The sequence below is a fragment of the Streptomyces sp. NPDC002911 genome, assembly GCF_053591835.1.
In genome coordinates this window covers 54,593-77,485 of sequence record NZ_JBSFUO010000025.1, presented here as the reverse complement: position 1 = coordinate 77,485, position 22,893 = coordinate 54,593, and the positions used below count along the sequence as shown (strand labels likewise).

Here is a 22,893-nt window from a genome sequence, read left to right as displayed (position 1 = left end):
ACGGCGGGCGTCCTCGGGGTTCTCGGCGATCGCCATGCAGACCCGCGCCACACCCGGGGTGTAGATCATCGAGAGGTCGTCACGGTTACGGATGGGGTGCTTGGACGCCATCTCGATCTTGCCGCCGAGGTGCATCAGGAACGTACGGTCGGAGACCTTGCCGAGGACGACGCCCTCGATGTCGCGCAGGCCTTCGACGATCTCGTCCGCGTGCGAGGTCGAGGAGGCCGCGATCGTGACGTCGATCCGCAGTTTCTCGTGGCCGGAAGCGGTCACGTCGAGGCCGGTGACCGACCCTCCGGAGGACTCCACGGCCGTGGTGAGCTGGGAGACCGCTGTGCCGCTCGCGGGCACCTCCAGCCTGACCGTCATCGAGTACGAGACGCTGGGCGCCGTTGCCATGGCCGAGTCCTTCGCTTTCTGAGCTTCGTTGCCGCACGCAGATGGAGCCTCCGCCCCGTACGTGCGTTCCGATCGTCGCACCTACCGGCCGGTAGCGGGTAATGGCTGCCACTTTTCGGAAGCTTCTTTCCATCATGCGAGAAGTGGTCGTCCCGCGTGACACCGACCGGCCCGACGGGCCCGGAGGACACAACAACAGACCCGCGTCACCAGCAGGTGACGCGGGTCTGTCTTCTTCCGGTCAGGTGGCACCGGCCCGCCATGCTCGCCTCGCGGCAAGTGGTCGCTCGTAGCGACAATGGTTGGGCCCGGGGGCTTGGATCGAGCCGGTGCCGACTCCAGGCTAACAAACACCCCGGAAGAAGTGATTCCCGCGCGACGGGTTGACTCGGAAAAGTACTCCGCGCGCGGAGCCGGCCGCCCGCTCAGTCCGTCAGCAGGTCCGGGACACCGTCCTCGTCCGGCATGTCGCGCTCCCCCGAGACCACGGTGAGCTGCTGTGTCGCACGCGTGAGTGCGACATAGAGCACCCGCAGCCCCGCCGGGGACTCGTCGGCGATCTCCGCCGGAGAGACCACCACCGTGGCGTCGTACTCCAGGCCCTTCGCCTCCAGGCTTCCCAGTGCCACGACCCGCTCACCGAGCTCCTCCAGCCAGGCACGGGCCTCGGCACGGCGGTTCATCGCGACGACCACACCGACGGTGCCGTCCACCTCGGCGAGCAGCCTGCGGGCCTCCTCGCGGACGGTCGAGGCGAGGTCTCCGCCCCGCACCGGCTCGAAGCGAGGCTCGACACCCGTCGAACGGACTGCCGCCGGGGACTCCATCCCCGGCATGGCCAGCGCCAGCACCTTGGCCGCGAGCTCGGCGATCTCCGCCGGGTTGCGATAGTTCACGGTGAGCGTGAAGTGGCGCCGCGGCCGGGCCCCGAGTGCCTCGTCACGGGCGGCGGACGCCTCGTCCGGGTCCGACCAGGAGGACTGCGCCGCGTCGCCGACGATCGTCCACGTGGCGTGCCGGCCGCGGCGGCCGACCATCCGCCACTGCATCGGCGTCAGGTCCTGCGCCTCGTCGACGATGACGTGGGCGTATTCGGTACGCTCCGCCGCCAGCCGCTCGGCCCGCTCGCGCTGCGTCTCCTCGCGCTGCGGCATCAGCTCCTCCAGACCCGTGAACTGGTCCAGCGGGTCTGCCTCCCGCTTCCGCTTCGGGCGGGCCGGGGTGCCCAGCAGGGTCTGCAACTCGTCCAGGAGCGCCACGTCGTGGACGGAGAGCGGGCCCTTGCCGTCCTCGTCCAACCGCCGCAGCGAACGGGCGAGACGGCGCACCTCGCCCTGGTTGAGGATCCGGCGCGCCCACCGGTTCAGCCGGCGCTCGTCGGACATCGCGGCCAGCACCTGGCGAGGGGTGAGTTCCGGCCACCAGGCGTTCAGGAAGGCGAGGAACGGGGTCTCGGTGGACACGTCCTCGTCGAACGAGGAACGCAGCTCGGCGACCAATTCGGGGTCGGTGTAGCGGCCCCGGCCCGACGACTTGTTCCACAGGGCGTCCAGGAGCAGTTTGCGGGCGCGCGGACGCAGCAGGTTGACCGGTGCGGTGCCGCCGAGGACGTTGTGCCGGATCCGCCGGAGCTCGTCCGCCTCCAGCTCGACGCGAGCGCCGAAGGCCACCACCCTCAGACGGGTCGGGGTGCCCGCCTCGGCGGTGGCCTCTCCGAACTCCAGCTGGCCCTCTCGCGGGGCGGTCCGGGGCACGGGCTGCTCCAGCGCCCCGCGTGCCGCCTTGCGCAGCACAGGGAGCATCCGGGACGAGCCCTTGATCCGGGCGACGGCGGGCTCGTCGTACGTGGTCGCCCCCTCCACCCCCGCGGCCTCGTCGGACAGCGAGCCGACCGCGCGGATCGCGACCTGGCCTTCCTCGCCGAGCGAGGGCAGCACCCCTTCGGTGTACGCGACGAGGAGCGGGGTGGGCGAGACGACGAGGATGCCGCCCGCGTACCGCCGCCGGTCCTGGTAGAGGAGATACGCGGCCCGGTGCAGGGCCACCGCCGTCTTGCCGGTGCCGGGGCCGCCCGACACCTCGGTGACGCTGGCGGCGGGCGCGCGGATCACCAGGTCCTGCTCGGCCTGGATCGACGAGACGATGTCCCGCATCGTGTGGCTGCGGGCCTGCCCCAGCGCGGCCATCAGGGCGCCGTCACCGATCACGGGAAGCTCGTCGCCCTTCAGCCGGGCGGTCAGCTCCGGGCGCATCAAGTCGTCCTCGACCCCGAGAACCCTGCGGCCCTTGGAGCGGATGACCCGGCGGCGTACGACTCTGCCGGGCTCCTTCGGCGTCGAACGGTAGAACGGCGCGGCGGCTGGTGCCCGCCAGTCGATCACCAGCGGCGCGTAGTCGGAGTCGAGTACTCCTATGCGGCCGATGTGGAGGGTCTCCGCGATCTCGGCGGTGCTGTCCTCCCCCACGGCGTCGTCGGCGGCCTGCACGGAGGTGAAAGCGCCGTCCGGGCCGCGTTCGCCGTCCTTGCCGCGCAGCAGATCGATCCGCCCGAAGAGGAAGTCCTCGAACTCGTTGTTCAGCCGATTGAGGTGGACTCCGGCGCGGAAGACCTGCGCATCCCGTTCGGCGAGTGCCCCGGGGGTGCCTACCTGACCCCGTTTACTGGCGTCCTGCATGAGAAATTCCGCCTCGTCGATCTTCTCTTCGAGACGGTGGTAAACCCGGTCCAGATGTTCTTGTTCGACTCCGATTTCCCGGTCCCGCAACGAATCGACAGCGGCATTCTGCGCGGCCACCGAGGCCCCTTTCTGACGTGCATCGGGCAGCCGTCAACCGTACGCGAAAGGGGGCCCGTGCGCACCTGCCGCCGGGGCGCGATTTGTGTGCTCACACGTCGATCTCCACCAGCCGCTCGCCGTAGACGGTACGAACCGCGAGAGGCGGCTCCGCGCGCTCGCGTGGGCGGAATCCTCGATCCGGCCAGACTGCATTTCTGTGCCTGCGACGTTCTTCAGTTCCAGGACCGTGTGCGTGCCCCAGGCCTCGGGCTCCATGCCGGCCGTGGCATCGACCCGGGTGACGGGATCGGTCGCCCGCAGCTTCTCCGGCAGGTGAGGGAAGAGCCCGCCCTCGGCTGGCTCTTGACATGGACGACGGCGGGCCGGGGCACCGCGATGTCGCGCTCTGTTCCGTGCTCACCGGTGTTGATGCGGTCGCCCGTTCATTCGACGAGAGCGCAACTTTCCTTCTTGGCCGAGGATTTGGTGCCGGTCACGACGTCACGGCACAGCCCTCACGCGGCGTCGGTGCCGGGCCACCCGCTCCCGGTTGCCGCAGACCTCGCTGGAGCACCAGCGGCGCCGTCTCCCCCGCGAGGTGTCCAGATAGAGCCGCCGACAGGCATCGCCCTCGCACCGGCGCAGCCCCGCCCGCGCGACCGGGTCCGTCAGCAGGTCCACGGTGTCCCGGGCCACCGCGGCGAGCAGCGCCCCGCACGCCGGATCGGCGCTCAGCACCCGTACGAGCGCCCCGCCCTGCCCCCGCACGGCCCGCAGCCCCGGCGGGGCTCCCGCTGCCAGCGCGTTGACCCGCTCCAGTGCGCGGTCGGCGCTCCCGCCCGTCAGTTGCGCCGACATCAGCCGGTCGATGCCCGTACGCAACTGCCGGAAGCGCGCCACCCAGGTTTCGTCGGCGGCTGCCAGCGGCGTCCCACCCGGCACGAGGCGCGAGGCCACCAGCCATTCGGCGAGACGCGCGGGAGAGTCGAGCTGCTCGCACGCGCCCGAGGCCTCCGCCCCGGTCGCCACCAGGTCCAGACAGACACGACCGGAATCGAATCGTCGTCCGTATGCGCCCGTGCCCGCCGCCATGAGCCTGTCACCGCCTCGGGGGGTCCTCCGTGGGAGAGTCATCCCCAGAGTGCCCGCATCCGGCTCCGCCCGGAACCCCTCCTGCCGCCCGGGCTCCCGGCGCCGCGTGTACGCGCGGCTGCGGGTCAGGGCCCCGGCGAACACCCGGCGTCATCGAGGGGTCACGGGCTTCTGCCGGACCCCGCCGGTCAGGTGATGGAAGTCGTTGATCATCCCCAGAACGTAGCGAGCCGGTCAGGAGGCGTCGTACTTGGTGTCCGCCGAGGGGTCCAGCGCCAGCCGGTAACCCCGCTTGACGACCGTCTGGATCAGCCGCGGCACCCCCAGCGCCGTGCGCAGCCGGGCCATCGCCGTCTCCACGGCGTGTTCGTCCGAGCCGCTGCCGGGCAGCGCCCGCAGCAGGTCGGCGCGGGAGACCACCCAGCCCGGCTTACGGGCCAGCGTGTGCAGAAGGGCCATGCCGGCCGGGGGAACCGGGCGCAGGGCGTCGTCGACCAGCACGGCGTGTCCCCGGATCCCGACCAGGTGGCCCGCGACGGGGAGCGTACGGACCCGGGCGGGCAGGTGGGCGCAGAGAATCTGGACGAGCGGCCCCAGCCTGAAGCGTTCGGGCTGGACCGTGTCGATGCCCTTGGCCTGCAGGGGCAGGGCCGTGACCGGACCCACGCAGGCGGTGACGACGTCGTGGCTCAGGGCGGACAGCACCTCCGGGAGCATGCCGCGGGCCTCCGCCCGGTTCAGGTAGGAGGCGGCGGCGGGAGCGCTGGTGAAGGTGAGGGCGTCCAGGCCCCGCGCGACGGTGAGGTCGAGCATGCGGTCGAGCGGGGCGATGTCCTCCGGGGGCATCCACCGGTAGACGGGTACGCCGACGACTTCGGCGCCCGCCGCCCGGAGCGACTCGACGAAACCGGGCAGGGGTTCGCCGTGCAGCTGGAGGGCGATCCGACGGCCCGAGACGCCCTCGTCCATCAGACGGTCCAGCACTTCGGCCATCGACTCCGACCGGGGCGACCACGCCTCGGTGAGCCCGGCCGCCCGGATGGCGCCCTTGACCTTGGGACCGCGGGCGAGCAGCTCGATACCGCGCAGCAGTTCGAGCAGCCGGTCGCCGATGCCCCAGCCGTCGGCGGCCTCCACCCAGCCCCTGAAACCGATGGCGGTGGTCGCGATCACGACGTCGGGTGCGTGGTCGATCAGTTCCTCGGTGGCGGCCAGGAGTTCGCTGTCGTCCGCGAGCGGCACGATCCGCAGTGCGGGCGCGTGCAGGACCGCGGCGCCCCTGCGCGTGAGGAGCGTCCCGAGCTCCTCGGCGCGACGGGCTGCGGTCACCCCGACCGTGAAGCCCGCCAGGGGCCCGTGCTGTGCGTCGTCGTCGTGCATGGCGTGATACCCGGCTCTCGTCCCGCTGGTGCTCGATGATGCGGAGGACCGAGACTGTCAACCCTGCGTGACAGTCTCGGTTCTCTTGTATTTCCCGCCCGTTACGTCCTGCGACGCGCTGTGGTCACCCTCACACATCGGCATAGCTGAGCTGGGGCTTCGCGGCCACTGCCTCGGTACGCCGAAGGTATACCGCCCACGTGAGGGTGAAGCAGACGGCGTAGAAGCCGAGGAAGCACCAGAAGGCGGCCGTCCCGGCGCCCGAGGTCGCGAAGGACTGGCGGAACGCGAGGTTGATCGCAAGACCGCCCAGGGCGCCGATCGCCCCGATGAGCCCCATGGCCGCGCCGGAGAGCCGTCGTCCGTACGCCGCGGCCTCCTCGCCGCGCAGGCCCTTGGCGATGCCCTGGGCGTGGAAGATGCCCGGGATCATCTTGAACGTCGAGCCGTTGCCCAGGCCCGTCAGCACGAACAGCGCGATGAAGCCGATGAGGAAGACCGGCAGCGACTCGATCCCGGAGGCGTAGACGACGACGCCGGTCGCCGCGGCCATGGCCGCGAAGTTCCACAGGGTGATCCGGGCGCCGCCGTAACGGTCGGCGAGCCGGCCGCCCGCGGGCCGGATCAGGGAGCCGAGCAGGGGGCCGATGAAGGTGAGCGAGGCGGCCTGCAGCGGAGTCCGGCCGAACTGGGTCTGCAGGACGAGGCCGAAGGCGAAGCTGTAGCCGATGAACGAGCCGAAGGTGCCGATGTAGAGCACCGACATGATCCAGGTGTGCGGCTCGCGTACGGCCTGGAGCGCGGCCCCGGTGTCGTTCTGGACGGGCCGGAGGTTGTCCATCCTGAGCGCGGCGCCCAGCGCGGCGACGACGATGAGCGGTACGTACACCCCGAGCACGATCCGCGGGTGCGCGGCGCCCGCCGTGCCGATCACCAGCAGGCCGATGAGCTGCACGACCGGTACGCCGACGTTGCCCCCGCCCGCGTTGAGCCCGAGCGCCCAGCCCTTCTTGCGCAGCGGGAAGAAGGCGTTGATGTTCGTCATCGACGAGGCGAAGTTGCCGCCGCCGATGCCGGTGAGTGCGGCCACGACGATGAAGGTGGTGTACGAGGTGCCGGGCTCCATCACCCAGAACGCGGCAACGGTCGGCACCAGCAGCGACAGCGCGCTGAAGATGGTCCAGTTCCGCCCGCCGAACAGCGCGACCGCGAAGGTGTACGGCACCCGGACGATGGCGCCGACCAGGGTGGCCGTGGAGATCAGGAAGAACTTCCCTGCCGGGTCGACTCCGTACTCCGGCCCCATGAACAGCACCATGACGGACCACAGGGACCAGATCGAGAACCCGATGTGCTCCGAGAGCACGGAGAACCACAGATTCCGCCGGGCGACCTTCTCGCCCGTCTCTCGCCAGAAGGTCTCGTCCTCCGGCTCCCACTGCTCGATCCAACGACCGGCCATCACGCGCCTCCACAGGGGTCGGGGTGTTGTCCTGCCGACGCTAGGGAGTCCGCGTTTCGGTGCGGTGCCGTGAGGTCACCGGTGCGCAACCTTGCTCTCACTCGGCCGCCGGGGGCGCGGTGAGCCGGGCCCGCCGCGCCCCTCTCGGCCGGTCAGGCCCGGCGCTTTTGGTCCGTCCCGTTCGGCCACAGGCGCGGCCGGCGCTCGGCGGCGACGTCCTCGACCCAGCCGAACGCCAGGATCGCGAGGCCTGTCAGCGGCCAGATCGCGATCAGGACCAGCCCGTCGTACGACTTCTCGATGTACGTGTCGAACGTGTCGCCGAACCAGGGGATGGACCAGAGGCTCTCCACGAGGTGCGCGGCAGCCATCAGCAGCAGGTTGTGCCACAGATAGATCGTCACGGCCCTGTTGCCGGCCAGCGTGATCAGGCTGTCCCAGCCGGCGAGCCTGCCGGGGAGCTTCTGCCAGGACGGGGCGTAGACCAGGAGGATCGTGCAGAAGCCGAGGGACCAGGTGGCCTGGGCGAGCGGGATCTCGTCCAGATTCCAGCCCTCCTCGGTGAGGTGCCCGGATGCCCACCAGAGGCCGAAGCCCATGACGATCGCGGCGGACGAGACCGCCAGATAGCGCGGGATCTCCTTCAGCAGTCCGTCGTTGTGGGCGAAGCCCAGGATCCAGCAGGAGCCGAACACCGCGAAGTCGACGAGCCCGTCGCCGAAGGTGCCGGGGATTGTCACGAGGCCGGTGCCGATCACGGCGGTGAGGCCGATCGGGGCGAGCAGCGTGACCCACGGCAGCCTGCGGAACGCCTTGAGCAGCAGGGGCGAGGCCAGCACGAACCAGAGGTAGGCCCGGATGTACCAGAGCGGCCCCGCCGCCTGGTCCGCCCACGTCAGCTCGAACCATCCACCGGGCGAGCCGCTCTCCTCGGGATACGGAGGGGAGCCGAGGGGGAAGAGATAGCTGCCGATCTTGATGAACCACCACAGCCCTTCCTCCCGGACGGGCTTCCAGCTCAGCGCGAACATCACCGGAACGACGACGAGCGAGAACGCCCACACCGGGGGGAGCAGCCTGCGCAGCCGGGCGCGGATCACGCTTCCCGCAGGCCGGGCCAGCGAGCGGGCCATCAGCGAACCGGCCAGCGCGAACATCACTCCCATGGACGGGAAGAGGACGGTCAGCCAGGCCCAGCCGAAGAGGTGGAAGAACACGACGCGGACCAGGGCGACGGCCCTGAGCAGGTCGAGATAGCGGTCCCGTCCGGGCTTGGCGCGGGGCGCGGGGGCCTCGGCGGCGGTGTTCGGGGCGGCGGGTGCCTGCCCGGGGCAGGCCGCCCGGGCGGGAACGGGGGCCGCCGGCAGCGGGGCGGTGTGCGCCGCGTCGGAGTAGGTCATGCCACCGGCCTCCGGTCCTTGTCCGCGTCCTTGCGGCGGTTCTGCGTGCCACCGGGCGCCTCGACCACGCCCGTGCGCCGCAGCTTCTGCCAGCGCAGCCGGCCACCGGTGAGAGCGGTGATCCAGGACTGCAGCAGCACGACGTACATCAGCTGCCGGTAGAGGATCTGCTGGAGCGGCAGGGAGATCAGATGGGTCATGCGCTCCCGGTCGAGCCGGAAGGCGTACGCGGCGCAGACGGCCTGCACCGCCAGGACGCCGAACCAGGCCGCGACCGTCTTCCCCGTCGGACCGAAGAGCAGTCCGTACAGCAGGAAGACATCGATGAGGGGTGCCAGTAGCGGGGCGACGACCATGAACAGGGAGACGAACGGCAGGCCCACCCGTCCGAAGCGGCCCGAGGGCCCCCGCTCGATGACCGCGCGGCGGTGCTTCCAGATGGCCTGCATCGTGCCGTACGACCACCGGTAGCGCTGCGACCACAGCTGCTGCACGGACTCGGGGGCCTCCGTCCAGGCCCGGGCGTTCTCGGCGTAGACCACACGCCAGCCGTCACGGTGCAGCGCCATGGTGACGTCGGTGTCCTCGGCGAGGGTGTCCTCGCTCATGCCGCCGATCCGGTCCAGCGCGCTCCGGCGGAAGGCGCCGACCGCACCGGGGATGGTGGGCATGCAGCCCAGGAGGTCGTACATCCTGCGGTCGAGGTTGAAGCCCATCACGTATTCGATGTGCTGCCAGGCGCCGATCAGGGAGTCACGGTTGCCCACCTTGGCGTTGCCCGCGACCGCTCCGACCCGGGAGTCCGCGAACGGCTGCACGAGCTCGCGCACGGTGGAGGGTTCGAAGACCGTGTCGCCGTCCATCATCACGACGATGTCGTAACGGGCGTGCGCGATGCCGTTGTTGAGCGCCGCCGGCTTGCCGGCGTTGCGCTGGCGTACGACCCGGACGTTCGGGATCCACATCGCTTCGACGAGGTCGGCCGTGCCGTCCGTCGAACCGTCGTCGATGACGACGACCTCGATCGGATAGTCACTGGCCACCAGCGACCGCACGGTGGCCTCGATGCACTCGCGTTCGTTGTACGCGGGGACGAGGACCGACACGGGCCGGGTGAACGGCTCGCCCCAGCCGAAGCCCTTGCGGCGCACCTTCCTGGCGTGCAGGAAGGAGAGCAGCAGCATCAGCCCGAAGCGGACCATGACCAGGACGCCGATGACGGCGAGACCGGCTACCAGGACGCCGGTGACGTGCTCGGAGATCCCCACCGCTCCTACGAACGCCTTGCCCTTCCAGAGCGCGAACCCGGTGACCGGGGTGTGTGCGCTGGGGGCGCCGAGCGCCGAGGTCAGATTGGTGAACTCGTACCCCCGCTCCTGCATCTGCGGCAGGAACTGCCCCAGCGCGGCCACGGTCTGGGACCGGTCGCCACCGGAGTCGTGCATCAGGATGATGGCGCCCTTGCCGTCCTCGGGCGTGGCGCGCTCGATGATCGCTCGGACACCTGGACGCTTCCAGTCCTCGCTGTCGGTGTTGTTCACGACGGTGAGGTAGCCGCGGCCCCCGATGTACTGCGTGACCGGCCAGGACTTGTTGTCCATGGCGTCGGAGAACGAGGAGTACGGCGGCCGGAACAGGGAAGCACGGATGCCGGCCGCGCCCGCCAGCACCAGCTGGTTCTGGGCGAGTTCCCAGTCGATGCGGCTGGTGGACTGGAAGGAGAGGTCGGGGTGGTTGAAGGTGTGGAGCCCGATCTCATGCCCCTCGTCGACCATCCGCCGCACGAGGTCCGGGTAGCGCGAGGCCATGGTGCCGGTGACGAAGAAGACGCCCTGCGCATGGTGCTTCTTGAGCTCGTCCAGGACCCGCGGGGTCCAGACCGGGTCAGGGCCGTCGTCGAAGGTCAGGACGATCTTGTGGTCGGGTATCCGAAGCGTCTTGGCGTCCTCGCCCGCCGCGCGGGCGTCGATGACCGGACCGCCTTCGAGTACGTCGTCCGGCACCTGGGTGGTGGCGGCCGGGGCCTGCACACGGTGGTCGGCGAGGATCTCGCTGTGCACGTATCCGCGCAGCATGAGCATGGCGAGCAGGGCCACAAGGAGGAGCGACGGAAGCAGATAGCGCATGGGAAGTCTGCGCCGGACGGTCCGCTTCTTCTTCCGGTTGTGCCTGCCCCGCGAAACGGGGGTTGTCATCTACTGAGTGCCTTCTTGTGGTTGCACCGGTGATTCCGAGGGGTCCGGGGACGTCGGCGGACTCTCCTCGACAGGCGGCTCCGGGGGGACCGACGGCGACGGCTCGACGGTCGGCTGGTCGGGGACCGGATTGTCGGGAGCGGGCTCCGAAGAGGCGGTGTCCCGGGGAGGCTTGCTGGACGCGGAGGCCGAGGCGCTCGCGCCGGGCCGGGCGGGGCCGGACGCGGAGGCGCCGTCCGACGGGGAGAGTACGGCGGTACCCGGGGCCGGGGCGGAAGGGCTGGGCATGGCCGCAGGGCTCGCGGGCACCACGTCGTCGCTCGGGGCGGGCCGCACCTCGACCTCTTCCGAGCGCCTCTCCTCCTGCCCGGAGAGCGGCAGCCAGGGAGCGGTGGAGCTCCCGCCGAGCACGGAGACCACGAGCGTCACGGCGTACACCGCGCAGATCGTGGCGAGTACCCAGCCCGCCCGCCGGTACGTCTTGCTGCGGCGGCCGCTCTCATCGACGAACACCGGGCCCTCGGAAGGGTCAGGAGGGATGAATTCAAAGGGCAGTTCGGAGAGCTGACGCCCCAGCCCGTCCAGTTGGACGGTGACGTCGTTCGGCTCATGCGTGTGCCCGGTTCGGGTGCCTTCGCGCCAATTTTGCACAGGTGTTCGCACTTCCCCCACTCAATGGAACAGGTGCGCGGGAAATGACTGGAATCTTGCCATCGGATCGGGCCCCCACCCTGTCCGCGCGCCACCTGCCACCGTGCACCGGAACCCTGAATGTAGCGCACGACGGCGACGCACAGAGGTCGGTATCACCTGTTGTTCATGAACAGTGACTCATGACTGACGCATCGGCATCAGGAAGCCAAGATGTCGATGGCCGTACCATCCATCCTTCTCCCCCGGCGAGTTCGGCCACGGCAGCACGCAATGCGGCCAGGCCGGGGTGGTCAAGTCCCTTGCGCCAGACCATCAGCAGAGGCGACAGCGGCACCGGTCGCACAAGCGGACGCAACACCGTTCCCGGCAGCGGCGGGAAGCCCGCGACGGCCAGTACAGGGTTCCCGGTCTTTGCCATGACCCGCTGGAATTCGGCCACTCCGACGGCGAGCGGCGCCGGCGGAGCGAGGTCGATGCCCCACTCCGCGAAAAGCACGGAAGCGAGATCCGTCCACTCGATCGTGCGCGTATTGCCCGCCCCGGCGTAGACGGTTTCGCCGGTCAGATCACTCAGGGCGACCTCCTGCCGCCCAGCCAGACGATGAGCGTGCGGCAGGAGAACAGCCATCGGCTCGTACCGCACCGGCTGTACGGAGAGCTGGGCGAGCACTGCGGGGGCGAGCCCGGCGGCGCGCCCGAAGGAGACGTCGAGCCGGCCGGCGAGCACCTCACCGGCCGCCCAGGTCAGCCCGCTCTCGAAGCGCGCCATCAGCTCGCACTCCGGCGCGAGCTCCCGCGCCCGGGCCAGCACCCGCGCCGCCGTCATCCCGTCGGTGTTCAGATCGACGAGCAGCGGCCGGTCCGCAGGGTCCACGAAGGCGGCGTGCGACCGAACCACCGGTGGCGCCCCGCACACGTGGGGCCTCCCCTGCGCACCCCGGGCGTGCCCGCCCTGCTCGCCGTCTTCCGCGACGGGGGCGGTCTTCGGAGCGATGGAAATCGTTTCCATCGCCCACGCCGGAGGCGCGGATCCTCGCCCTTCTGGCCGGCGGCTCATGCGTGGCCGGGCTGCTGTACGGAGCACTGCGCCCCACCCCGCGTCTCGGGCGCAGGCTGCTGCTCTGTCTGACGGGGATGGCCGCCCTGATGTCCCTCCCTCTGATCGCCGCGGCCGCGACCGAATCGCTGCTCGCCCCGGCCGGCTGCCTGCTGCTGGCGAGGGCTGCCACCGCACCCACCATGGTCACCGGCATGACACTGATCCAGCGGCTCACGCCGCCGGCGCAGATCAGCGAGGGCATGACGCGCGCCGTCGCCGCGCTCCTGGGCGGCATGGCGCGGGTTCGGCAGGAGGCGGCTGGCTGGTGGAACACGCCGGTACGGTGACCGGCTACGCGACGCCGATGTGCGCGGCGGCGCTCGCCCTGGCCGTCGCGGCAGCCGGGACACGCAAAGCCTGAGAAGAACGCGCGGCCGGAAAAACGAGGACCCCGCTGCCTGGGGCAACGGGGTCCTCGTTCACATGGGGTGGTGGAGATGGCGGGAATCGAACCCGCGTCCAACGGTGCGGAACCAGGGCTTCTCCGAGTGCAGTTCGCTACGCTTTTCTCGGCCCCGGAGGTCACGCGAACAAGCCTCCGACAGGCCCAGTCACTGTTTGATTTCCTTCTAGGCCCCGTGACCGGGCTTAGAAGTTTAGATCCCTAGTTGATGCCAGGATCCGGGTCGGGATCACCCCCGGGCTGACACTCCGCAGAGTCTTCGCTTAGCTGCTAATTAGGCAGCGAGGGCGAAGGCGGAGGAATCGCGCTTGGAATTGGCGATTATTGTTTGCGACATATGGTTTACGAGATCATTGCCGCTTCCTCGACTCGCTTCCCCTGCTTCGACATCCGCTGTCGAAACCGATCATCCCCATGTTGATTTTTCAATGCGCGCACCTTCTGTGAGGTGCACGACCCATCGTACGTGACCAACGCACGCGGATGCCACCGTATACCCGGCGGCTCCGGGGCACGGGCCCCGGGCTCGTCCGGTGCGGGGCTCGGCTACGCGCTGCGCTGGCGCCGGCGAGCCGCCGAGATCGCGCGGTTCGTCTCCCGCGTGTCCTGCTTCTCGCGCAGTGTCTGGCGCTTGTCGTACTCCTTCTTGCCCTTCGCGAGCGCGATCTCGACCTTGACGCGGCTGTCCTTGAAGTACAGCGCGAGCGGCACGATCGTGTGGCCCGTCTCCTGCGACTTGGACTGGAGCTTGTCGATCTCGGCCCGGTGCAGGAGAAGCTTGCGCTTGCGCTTCGCCGAGTGGTTGGTCCAGGTGCCCTGCACGTACTCGGGGACGTGGATGTTGTGCAGCCACGCCTCTCCGTCGTCGATCTGGACGAAGCCGTCGACCAGCGACGCCCTGCCCATCCGCAGCGACTTGACCTCCGTACCCATCAGCACGAGACCGCACTCATAGGTATCGAGGACGTGGTAGTCGTGCCGCGCCTTCTTGTTCTGCGCAATCATCTTGCGCCCGGTGTCTTTTTCCTTGGCCATAGTGCGGTCATTTTCGCACTACGACCCACCCCCGAGGCCACTCAATACCGTCTGACCCCGCTCCTGGGCCTCCGGACCCGCTCCGACGTCCGGCGTGATGCCGCTTCCCTCGACGCTCCGGCCCGCCGGAGTGCGGTAGTGCCCGACGGTCAGCTCGGCCACCGATCCGCCAGGGAGCTTGCTGGGCATCTGCACGGAGCCCTTGCCGAAGGTCCGCGACCCGACGGTCACGGCCCTCCCACGGTCCTGCAGCGCTCCGGTCAGCAGTTCGGCGGCGCTCATCGTGCCGCCGTCCACCAGGACGACCACGGGCCGGCCGGTGTCCCCGCCGGGCTCGGCGTACAAGGCGCGCTGCTCACCGTGCACGTCGTACGTGGCGACGAGCCCGCCGTCCAGAAAGGCGGAGGAGGCCGTGACTGCCTCGGTGACCAGACCGCCCGCGTTGGCACGGAGGTCCAGGAGGATTCCGGCGTCCCCGGGCGCCTCGTCCACGGCGTCGCGGACCGCGGCGCCCGCTCCCTTGGTGAACGCGGCGACCTTGATCAGCACGGCGGAGGAAGGGCTGGTGCCCAGACGCCGGACACTCACCGGATCCGTGCTGAGCAGGGCCCTGCTCAGGGTCGTGGTCCAGGATTGCGCGCCACGGCTCAGCCCGAGGACCACGGTGGAGCCCTCGGCCGCCTTCGTCCGGTCCCCGCGCAGCAGCGCGACCACTTCGGCGACGGGGCGCTTTCCGACCGTACGGCCGTCCACGGTGTGCAGCAGGTCGCCCTTGCGCACACCTGCCCGCTCAGCCGGACCGCCGGGCCGGACCCCGGTCACGGCGATCTCTCCGCGCGCCGAGCGGCGGGCGGAGATCCCCACCCCGGTGTACGAGCCGTCGAGGGCCTGCTCGAACTCCTCGTACTCCCGCTGGTCGTACACCGCGCCCCAGCGGTCCCCGCTGCGGCTGACGACGTCCTCGGCGGCGTCCGTGCCGGACTTCCCGTCGGCCTCCGCGTCGGCGACCGCGTCCGCGATCTCCTCCCGGTCCACGGAACCCACGCTGGAAGACACCGAACGGGTCTTTGTCTCCGTGCCCGCGTCGTCCTCCCGGGGCAGGGCCCCGGTGGCCGCGGCCGTGGCCAGCACGCTCGCGAACACCAACGTCAGGGCCGCCCCGCGGCAGGCACCGCGGAGTCTCACATGGTGCGTAAGGCCCGGCATGGGGCCGAGTGTAGGACAACGCCCCGTCCGCACACGGCTCGTCGGCCGCATGCGGGACGGGGCGCTCGTCACACCTTGAGGTACTTGCGCAACGCGAAGAGAGCGGCAACGGCGGGCATCAGCAGACCGATTGCGAGGACCAGCGGAAGCTTCGTGAGGACCGCCTCCCAGCCGATGAAGTCGATCAGATTCAGCTTCTCCTGGAGCGCGAGACCGCCGTCGATCAGGAAATACCTCGCGGCGATCAGGATCACGCAGGCGAGCAGTCCGCCGATCAGACCGGCGAAGGCGGCCTCCATGATGAACGGCATCTGGATGTAGAAGCCCGAGGCCCCCACCAGCCGCATGATGCCCGTCTCCCGTCTCCGGCTGAACGCCGAGACGCGGACGGTGTTCACGATGAGCATCAGCGCAATGACCAGCATCAGCCCCATCAGGAAGATCGCGGCCACGTTCATGCCGTTCATCAGTCCGAAGAGGTTGTCGAGGATGCTCCGCTGGTCCTGGACGGACTGCACCCCGTCACGGCCCGCGAAGGCCGTCGCGACCACCTTGTACTTCGTCGGGTCCTTCAGCTTGACCCTGTACGACTCCTGCATCTGGTCCGGCGTGATGTTGCCGGCCATCGGCGAGTCGCCGAACTGCTCCTGGTAGTGCTTGTACGCCTGGTCGACCGTCTCGAAGAGGACCGGTTTCTCGACGGCGTCCATCTTCTCGAGGTCGGCCTTGATCTCCTTCTTCTGCTCCGCCGTGACCGCGCCCTTGGCGCACTTGGGCACGTCCTTGGCGTCGTTCTTGTTGCACAGGAAGATCGAGACGTTGACCTTGTCGTACCAGTAGGTCTTCATCGAGCTGACCTGCTCGCGCATCAACAGCGCACCACCGAACAGGGCGAGCGAGAGAGCGACGGAGATCACGACCGCGAAGGTCATCGTGAGGTTACGACGAAGACCGACGCCGATCTCCGACAGGACGAACTGGGCGCGCATGGCGTCCTTTCAATACTCGATGCTCGTGCAGAGGCTCAGTGCTGGTAGCCGTAGACGCCACGCGCCTGGTCACGTACGAGACGGCCCTGCTCGAGCTCGATGACGCGCTTGCGCATCTGGTCGACGATGTTCTGGTCGTGGGTCGCCATGATCACGGTGGTGCCGGTCCGGTTGATCCGGTCCAGCAACTTCATGATGCCCACGGAGGTCTGCGGGTCGAGGTTGCCGGTCGGCTCGTCCGCGATCAGCAGCATGGGGCGGTTGACGAACGCCCGTGCGATCGCCACACGTTGCTGCTCACCGCCGGAGAGCTGCCCGGGCATCCGGTCCTCCTTGCCCCCGAGACCCACGAGGTCGAGAACCTGCGGCACCGCCTTGCGGATCTCGCCGCGCGGCTTGCCGATGACCTCCTGCGCGAAGGCCACGTTCTCGGCGACGGTCTTGTTGGGGAGGAGCCTGAAGTCCTGGAAGACCGTGCCCAGCTGGCGGCGCATCTGAGGCACCTTCCAGTTGGACAGCCGCGCCAGGTCCTTGCCGAGCACGTGGACCATGCCCTGACTGGCGCGCTCCTCCCTGAGGATGAGCCGCATGAAGGTGGACTTGCCGGAGCCGGAGGAGCCCACCAGGAAGACGAACTCGCCCTTCTCGATGTCGAGTGAGACATCCCGGAGAGCTGCGCGGCTCTGCTTCGGGTAGGTCTTGGAGACGTTGTCGAATCGGATCACGGATGCACCACGGTCGGCCGGGGGTAGGTGAGCGTGACCATACGCGAAGCAGGTGAGCGCGTGCAGACGGCGTCCGGCAATGAGGGATTTGTGACGGAAAACGGCATGGAACGAAACGGGGCGTGCCGGACCCCGACCGACGGGGCGCGCCGAAAGCCGCCCGAGCTGGCACAGTGGTAAGGGGAACAGTTGCGTTTCCCGGAGCGTTGTGCGGAGAGAACGCGAAAGCGGCTCCCGCCGCGCGGGAGGAGGAATGCGCATGACCTATGACCGACTGGTGTGCGCGAACTGCGCGGCACCCGTGAACGAGGGCCGCTGCCGTGTCTGCCGGGCGAGCCGGGACCGGATGCAGGACCAGGGGCCGTTCGCAGGGCTCAATCCGGCGATGCTGATAGCTCTGATGGTGATCCTCGTGGCCGCTCTGGCGCTGCTGGCGCACCAGGCCGCCTGAGCCGGAGATCGCGGACCCCCGCCGTCCGGCGGGCTCGTAAACGCGCGCGTACAGCCGCAGGAGCGACTCCGGTACGCGAAAGGGCCCGGGAGGCCGTGTCGGCTCTCCCGGGCCCTTCAGTGTGCGCTGACGGACGTCAGGCGGCCGTGCGGCCGCCGCCGGCCAGACGCGGCAGGATGCGGAAGCCGATGCCACCGGCGATCATCGTCGCGGCACCGATCAGCAGGAACGTGGTCTCGGCCGCACCGGTCTCGGCGAGCTCGTCCTTGCCCTTGCTCTGCTCGACCGGCTGGTTGCCGACGCTGTCCGTGTCGGTGTTGTCGCCGGCGTCCGGGTAGAACGGGTCCGCCGGAGCCGAGGGGTCACTCGGGTCCGTGGGATCCGAGGGGTCACTCGGGTCGGTCGGCTCCGTCGGCTCCGTCGGCTCCGTGGGCTCCGTGGGCTCCGTCGGGTCCGTGGGGTCCGTCGGGTCCGTCGGGTCCGTGGGATCCGTCGGGTCCGTCGGGTCCGTCGGGTCCGTGGGGTCCGTGGGGTCCGTGGGATCCGTCGGGTCCGTGGGATCCGTGGGATCCGTCGGGTCCGTCGGGTCCGTCGGGTCCGTGGGATCCGTCGGGTCCGTGGGATCCGTCGGGTCCGTGGGGTCCGTCGGGTCCGTGGGATCCGTCGGGTCTTCCCCGCCCGGGTTGGTCGGGTCCTCCCCGCCCGGGTTGGTCGGGTCTTCCCCACCCGGGTTGGTCGGGTCCTCCGGCTCGTCGCCGCCAAGGCCCAAGTCGACGTTGACGTCGGCGCTGACCTCGGCCCCGTCGACTCCGAGGCCGAGGCCAAGGCCGGCCGCCTGTGCTGCGCCTGCTGCGGTGAGCGAGGCACCCGCGGCTATAACCGCACCAGCGGCTATCCGCGCGACGCGGATTCGCGTCTTCTTGGTCATCTGTTGCTACCCCCAGTAGCTGATCTCGTCGATGGAGCAGCCCTATGCGGTCCACGGCCCTGCGGGGTCACTCGTTCTGCAGGGCCACGCCGTACCGTGGTCATCCCGCCCGCCCCCGATCACACCTGTCCCAGACATATGCGTGCTGCCCTAGCACCCTGTCCAGAGATAAGGACTACGTCAAGGACGTTCCGGGGGCATTAGGGCCGCTATAGGGGAACTTGACGGCTATTCGGAAGCACGACTGTGACTCATTCGCCACATCTTCCCCTCAACTCACCTGCGCTCCCGGCGTGGTGAAAAAGCGAGTGGGCCCGGGCAGAAAGCCTGCCCGGGCCCAACAGCCTTTCGGCCGCCTTACTTCTCGCTCTGCTTACGCCAGCGGATACCGGCCTCGATGAAGCCGTCGATCTCGCCGTTGAAGACCGCTTCCGGGTTACCGATCTCGAACTCCGTACGCAGGTCCTTGACCATCTGGTAAGGGTGGATGACGTACGAACGCATCTGGTTGCCCCAGGAGTTGCCGCCGTCGCCCTTGAGCGCGTTCATCTTCGCCTGCTCCTCCTGGCGGCGGCGCTCGAGGAGCTTCGCCTGGAGGACGTTCATGGCGGACGCCTTGTTCTGGATCTGCGAGCGCTCGTTCTGACAGGAGACGACGATGCCGGTGGGCAGGTGGGTCAGGCGCACCGCGGAGTCCGTGGTGTTGACGCCCTGGCCGCCGGGGCCCGAGGAGCGGTACACGTCGACGCGGAGCTCCGACTCGTCGATCTCGACGTGGTCCGTCTGCTCGACCACGGGCAGCACCTCGACACCCGCGAAGGACGTCTGGCGGCGGCCCTGGTTGTCGAACGGTGAGATCCGGACGAGCCGGTGAGTGCCCTGCTCGACGGAGAGCGTGCCGTAGGCGTACGGCACCTCCACCGCGAAGGTGGTCGACTTGATGCCGGCCTCTTCCGCGTACGCCGTCTCGTAGACCTCGGTCTTGTAGTTGTGCCGCTCGGCCCAGCGGAGGTACATACGCTGGAGCTTCTCGGCGAAGTCGGCGGCGTCGACGCCACCGGCCTCGGCCCGGATGGTGACCAGGGCCTCGCGCGCGTCGTACTCGCCGGAGAGGAGGGTACGGACCTCCATCTCGTCCAGCGCCTTCCGGACGGACTCCAGCTCCGTCTCCGCCTCCGCGCGCGCGTCGGCGTCACCCTCGTCCTCGGCGAGCTCGAAGAGGACCTCGAGGTCGTCGATGCGGCTGCGCAGGGCCTCGGTCTTGCGGACCTCGGCCTGGAGGTGCGAAAGCTTGCTCGTGATCTTCTGTGCCGCCTCCGGGTCGTCCCAGAGGGACGGCGCCGCCGCCTGCTCCTCGAGCGCGGCGATGTCGGCCCTCAGCGCATCCAGGTCCAGGACGGCCTCGATCGACCCCATGGTCGAGGAGAGGGACTTCAGCTCTTCGGAAATATCGACGACTGCCACGGGTCCAGCGTAACGGCTGGACGAGTGAACCTGCCCCTCCCCCGGACACCGGCCCCTCCCGGTCGCCCCTCAGGGGGCCGTCGGCGCCGAATTCCGGGTGTCCTCGGGGGAGGCGCCCGAGTCGTCGCCGCTCACGGCGAGCCAGCCGCCCACCCCTACCGCCGCGCACAGGGCGACCGCCGCGACACCCAGGGTGATCCGGCGCTTGCGGACGGCCGCCGACTTGTTCCGGGCCGAGCCGGGGCGCGGCCGGCCGGGGGCGCGCGGGGCGCGGGCCGTACCGAGAGGGCCTCCGGAGAGCTCGTCCGGGGCGGGGACGCGCATGCTCGTATGGGTGTCCCGGTTGGAATCCGGGGAGGAGCCGGGCACCAGCGGGACCGCGCCGCGGCGGCGGCGGGGCTCCTCGGGGGCCGGGGTGTACTGCTGCTCGTCGTACGTCTGCGGTTCGGCCTCGCTGTCCGGCTCGTCGACCTCGAGCGGGGGTATCCCGGACAGGAGCGGGAGCAGCTCCCGCAGCCGGGTCGCGAGCTCGGATGCTCGCAGCCGGGAGGCCGGGGCCTTGGCCAGGCACTGGACCAGGAGCTGCCAGAGCTCCTCGGGGATGCCCGGGAGCGGGACGACCGCCTCGGTCACATGGCGGCGCAGGACGGCCCCGGGGTGGCCGCCGCCGAAGGGGGTGAAGCCGGCGAGGAGCTCGTAGAGCACGGTCGCGAGGGCGTAGATGTCCACGGCGGCGCGCGGCGGGAGGCCTTCGACGATCTCGGGGGCCAGGTAGTCAGGCGTACCGATGATCTTGGTGGCCTTGGTGCGGCGCGGGGTGTCGATCAGTTTGGCGACGCCGAAGTCGGTGAGCAGAGCGGGGTGCGATCCGCCCGGGCCGAGCGGGCCCTCCATGTCGAGCAGGATGTTCTCCGGCTTGACGTCACGGTGGATCACTCCGGCGCGGTGCGCGGCGGCGAGGCCGTCGGCGACGTCCGCGATGATCGCCGCGGCGGCCTCGGGCGCGAGGCGGCGCTCCCGGTCCAGCCGGGTGCGCAGATCGGTGCCCCGCACGAGGTCCATCACCAGTGCCAGATCGGTGCCGTCCACCACGAGGTCGCGGACGGCGACGACATGCGGATGCCCGAGCCCGAGCAGCGCGGTGCGTTCCTGTACGAAGCGACCCACGAGCTCCTGGTCGGACGCGAGGTCCTCGCGGAGCAGCTTGATGGCGACCGGCCCCTCGGGCCCCTCGCCGAGCCACACCGTGCCGGCGCTGCCGCGCCCCAGGATCTGGTGGGCGGTGTACCGGCTGCCGATATTCCGTGCCAAGACTGCTCCCTCAGCGGCTGGCGTTGACCCCCGGTCGACAAAGTTACGCGGCGAACGGGGTATTGCGTGCGCTGGATGGCGCCAACCTTCACTTCTGCGGGCGAATTGGGCCCGCAGAAGTCGACAAAGACACGGATTGAGCAGGGTTACTGGCCGGTCGTGCCGCCGGAACTGCTCGCGCCGAACTCCTGGAACCAGTCGGTGACGTTACCGATGCCGTCCCCTATGGCCGCCCAGAAACTCTGGCCCTGGGCGATCCAGTCCTGAAGCGGTGTCAGCTCCCAGATGAGCCAGGCGGCGATGATCAGCAGCACCACCGTGAACAGGCACCCCTTGAGACAGCCGAGGCCGGGGATGCGCATCGGGTTGGCGCTGCGCTGCCTCGGCTGGCGCGGGGCAGGCGGCTGAGGCGCCGGCTGCTGCGGGGGCGCGTACTGCTGACGCTGCGGCTGCTGACGCTGCGGGGGCCGCTGCTGCTGAGGCTGGGGCTGGGGCTGGGGCCGCTGCTGCTGCTGCTGAGGCTGGGGCTGGGGCTGGTAGCGCTGCGGCGACTGCTGCGGGGCGTGCTGCGGCTGCCGGTGCTGCTGGCCCTGCGGCGGCTGCTGGCCCTGCGGCGGCTGCTGGCGCTGGGGGCTGCGGCGCAGCGGGTCCTGGCTCGGGTCGAGGTACTGGACCTGCGTCTGTTCGTTGCGGTCCCGGGCGGCCCGGAGCTGGGACTGCCAGGGGTGCGGCTCGTCGGGCTGCGGAGGGCCTTCGGGGCGGGGCGGTACGGGCGGCATCATCGCGGTGGGGTCGGCCCCGCCGCCCCCACCCGGAGTCTGCTGCATCACGCTGGTCGGGGCCGCCGGGTCGTACGAGCCCGCGTTGCTCGGCAGCACCTGGGTCTGGTCGGCCGCGCCCGGTGCCTCGGGGACGGCGGCGGGCGCCGGGTCGGGGGCGAGCAGGGCGCCCACGCCCTCGGCCGCCGCGATCTGAGCCGAGTTCGCGTGCACGCCGATGCCCGCGCCGACGGTACGCAGCGCGCGGGCGAGGTTCACGGCACTGGGCCGCTGGTCCGGGTCCTTGCGCAGGCAGCGCTCTATGACCGTCCACAGCGGCTCGGGGACGGTACCGGGGCGCCGGGGCTCCTCGCTGAGGTGCCGGTGCAGGACCTCCAGCGCGGTGCCCCCGGCGAACGGCGGACGGCCGGTGACCAGCTCGTACAGCAGGATGCCCGCGCCGTAGATGTCCACGGCGGAGGTCTGCGGACGGCCCTCGGCGGACTCGGGCGCCACATAGGCGGGTGTGCCGACGAACTCGTGGGTCCGGGTCAGCCCCGGGGAGTCCGCGAGGCGCGCGATGCCGAAGTCGGTGAGCATCGGGTGCATCTCGCCGTCGCGCTCGTCGAGCAGCACGTTTGCGGGCTTCAGGTCGCGGTGCACGACACCGTCGGCGTGGCTCGCGGCCAGCGCGTCCGCGATCTGCGCGGTGAGCAGCGCGGCGCCGACCGGGGTGAGCGGACCGTTCTCACGCAGGTAACGATGCAGGTCGGGACCGTCGACCAGATCCATCACCAGGGCGAGGAGATCGCCCTCGACGACGAGGTCCCGGGTGCGCACGATGTTCGCGTGGGTGAGCCGCAGCAGAACGGAGCGCTCACGCAGGAACCGCATCACGACATCCGCGTCGTTGGCGAGCTCCTCCTTGAGCACCTTGATCGCAACGGTCTCGCCGGGCTGCCCGGCGACGGCCGCCTCGGCGCCCGCGGTCTCCCGCTGGCGGGCTCGCCAGACGGTGCCCGTGGCGCCGCGTCCGAGCGGCTCCTCGAGCAGGTACTTGCTGCCTACCGGCCGCACGTCATGCGCTCCCTGCTGATCGTTGTGCTTCGCGGTCCCCCCGGGCCCGCCCGGATGTTCCGGCCCACTCTAGTGCCGCCGTACG

18 protein-coding genes, 1 other RNA gene and 1 pseudogene are annotated in these 22,893 nt (G+C 70.1%); 2 read left to right on the top strand and 18 right to left on the bottom strand.

Annotated features, from left to right (window positions below):
* From ACWD04_RS27450 to ACWD04_RS27410, 9 genes and pseudogenes are all read right to left on the bottom strand, one after another.
* Positions 1-402: pseudogene (locus ACWD04_RS27450) on the bottom strand (NAD-dependent malic enzyme); the annotation flags it as partial.
* Between the two features lie 425 nt (positions 403-827).
* A complete protein-coding gene (locus ACWD04_RS27445; RefSeq protein ID WP_451136300.1) occupies positions 828-3,197 on the bottom strand; it encodes a HelD family protein in 2,370 nt (789 codons plus the stop codon).
* Positions 3,198-3,680: 483 nt separating this feature from the next.
* A complete protein-coding gene (locus tag ACWD04_RS27440; protein WP_451136298.1) occupies positions 3,681-4,271 on the bottom strand; it encodes a CGNR zinc finger domain-containing protein in 591 nt (196 codons plus the stop codon).
* A 234-nt stretch (positions 4,272-4,505) separates the two neighbouring features.
* On the bottom strand, positions 4,506-5,651 hold the full coding sequence (locus ACWD04_RS27435) for a uroporphyrinogen-III synthase (protein ID WP_451136296.1): 1,146 nt from the start codon (positions 5,649-5,651) through the stop codon (positions 4,506-4,508).
* A 130-nt stretch (positions 5,652-5,781) separates the two neighbouring features.
* The gene (locus ACWD04_RS27430; protein ID WP_451136294.1) at positions 5,782-7,113 is read right to left on the bottom strand and encodes a nitrate/nitrite transporter; all 1,332 of its coding nucleotides are present in this window, start codon (positions 7,111-7,113) and stop codon (positions 5,782-5,784) included.
* A gap of 152 nt (positions 7,114-7,265) precedes the next feature.
* Complete coding sequence (locus tag ACWD04_RS27425; RefSeq protein WP_451136292.1) at positions 7,266-8,513, bottom strand: acyltransferase family protein; 1,248 nt, start codon at positions 8,511-8,513, stop codon at positions 7,266-7,268.
* A complete protein-coding gene (locus tag ACWD04_RS27420; protein ID WP_451136290.1) occupies positions 8,510-10,708 on the bottom strand; it encodes a glycosyltransferase in 2,199 nt (732 codons plus the stop codon). Before ACWD04_RS27420 ends, ACWD04_RS27425 begins: the two co-directional genes overlap by 4 nt.
* Positions 10,709-11,359: a hypothetical protein gene (locus ACWD04_RS27415; protein ID WP_451136288.1), complete on the bottom strand. Its 651-nt coding sequence runs from the start codon at positions 11,357-11,359 to the stop codon at positions 10,709-10,711. It abuts the gene before it with no gap.
* Positions 11,360-11,525: 166 nt separating this feature from the next.
* Complete coding sequence (locus ACWD04_RS27410; protein ID WP_451136286.1) at positions 11,526-12,371, bottom strand: LysR substrate-binding domain-containing protein; 846 nt, start codon at positions 12,369-12,371, stop codon at positions 11,526-11,528.
* Between the two features lie 50 nt (positions 12,372-12,421).
* On the opposite strand from ACWD04_RS27410, the gene ACWD04_RS27405 reads away from it, so the two are divergent.
* On the top strand, positions 12,422-12,748 hold the full coding sequence (locus ACWD04_RS27405) for a hypothetical protein (RefSeq protein WP_451136284.1): 327 nt from the start codon (positions 12,422-12,424) through the stop codon (positions 12,746-12,748).
* A 142-nt stretch (positions 12,749-12,890) separates the two neighbouring features.
* On the opposite strand, the gene ssrA is transcribed toward ACWD04_RS27405, so the two are convergent.
* From ssrA to ftsE, 5 genes are all read right to left on the bottom strand, one after another.
* Positions 12,891-13,278, bottom strand: a transfer-messenger RNA (tmRNA) gene (gene ssrA / locus ACWD04_RS27400).
* Between the two features lie 132 nt (positions 13,279-13,410).
* Entirely contained in the window at positions 13,411-13,899 is a 489-nt protein-coding gene (gene smpB / locus ACWD04_RS27395; protein ID WP_451136282.1) for an SsrA-binding protein SmpB, read from the bottom strand.
* A gap of 18 nt (positions 13,900-13,917) precedes the next feature.
* Positions 13,918-15,105 carry a S41 family peptidase gene (locus tag ACWD04_RS27390; RefSeq protein WP_451136280.1) on the bottom strand — a complete coding sequence of 396 codons (1,188 nt, stop codon included), beginning with the start codon at positions 15,103-15,105 and terminating at the stop codon, positions 13,918-13,920.
* 68 nt (positions 15,106-15,173) lie between these two features.
* A complete protein-coding gene (ftsX, locus tag ACWD04_RS27385) occupies positions 15,174-16,094 on the bottom strand; it encodes a permease-like cell division protein FtsX (protein WP_451136278.1) in 921 nt (306 codons plus the stop codon).
* Between the two features lie 35 nt (positions 16,095-16,129).
* On the bottom strand, positions 16,130-16,819 hold the full coding sequence (ftsE, locus tag ACWD04_RS27380) for a cell division ATP-binding protein FtsE (protein WP_451136276.1): 690 nt from the start codon (positions 16,817-16,819) through the stop codon (positions 16,130-16,132).
* Between the two features lie 259 nt (positions 16,820-17,078).
* On the opposite strand from ftsE, the gene ACWD04_RS27375 reads away from it, so the two are divergent.
* Positions 17,079-17,270, top strand: coding sequence for a hypothetical protein (locus ACWD04_RS27375; protein ID WP_451136274.1), 192 nt, complete (start codon positions 17,079-17,081; stop codon positions 17,268-17,270).
* A gap of 136 nt (positions 17,271-17,406) precedes the next feature.
* Here the strand turns inward: ACWD04_RS27375 and ACWD04_RS27370 are convergent, their stop codons facing one another.
* The 4 genes from ACWD04_RS27370 to ACWD04_RS27355 all read right to left on the bottom strand — a co-directional run bounded on the left by ACWD04_RS27370 (position 17,407) and on the right by ACWD04_RS27355 (position 22,808).
* Positions 17,407-18,198, bottom strand: a complete 792-nt coding sequence (locus tag ACWD04_RS27370) for an LPXTG cell wall anchor domain-containing protein (RefSeq protein WP_451136272.1) — start codon at positions 18,196-18,198, stop codon at positions 17,407-17,409.
* A 357-nt stretch (positions 18,199-18,555) separates the two neighbouring features.
* The gene (prfB, locus tag ACWD04_RS27365) at positions 18,556-19,662 is read right to left on the bottom strand and encodes a peptide chain release factor 2 (RefSeq protein ID WP_451136270.1); all 1,107 of its coding nucleotides are present in this window, start codon (positions 19,660-19,662) and stop codon (positions 18,556-18,558) included.
* A 69-nt stretch (positions 19,663-19,731) separates the two neighbouring features.
* On the bottom strand, positions 19,732-20,973 hold the full coding sequence (locus ACWD04_RS27360; protein WP_451136268.1) for a serine/threonine-protein kinase: 1,242 nt from the start codon (positions 20,971-20,973) through the stop codon (positions 19,732-19,734).
* A gap of 146 nt (positions 20,974-21,119) precedes the next feature.
* The gene (locus ACWD04_RS27355) at positions 21,120-22,808 is read right to left on the bottom strand and encodes a serine/threonine-protein kinase (RefSeq protein WP_451136266.1); all 1,689 of its coding nucleotides are present in this window, start codon (positions 22,806-22,808) and stop codon (positions 21,120-21,122) included.
* Positions 22,809-22,893 lie beyond the last annotated feature (85 nt).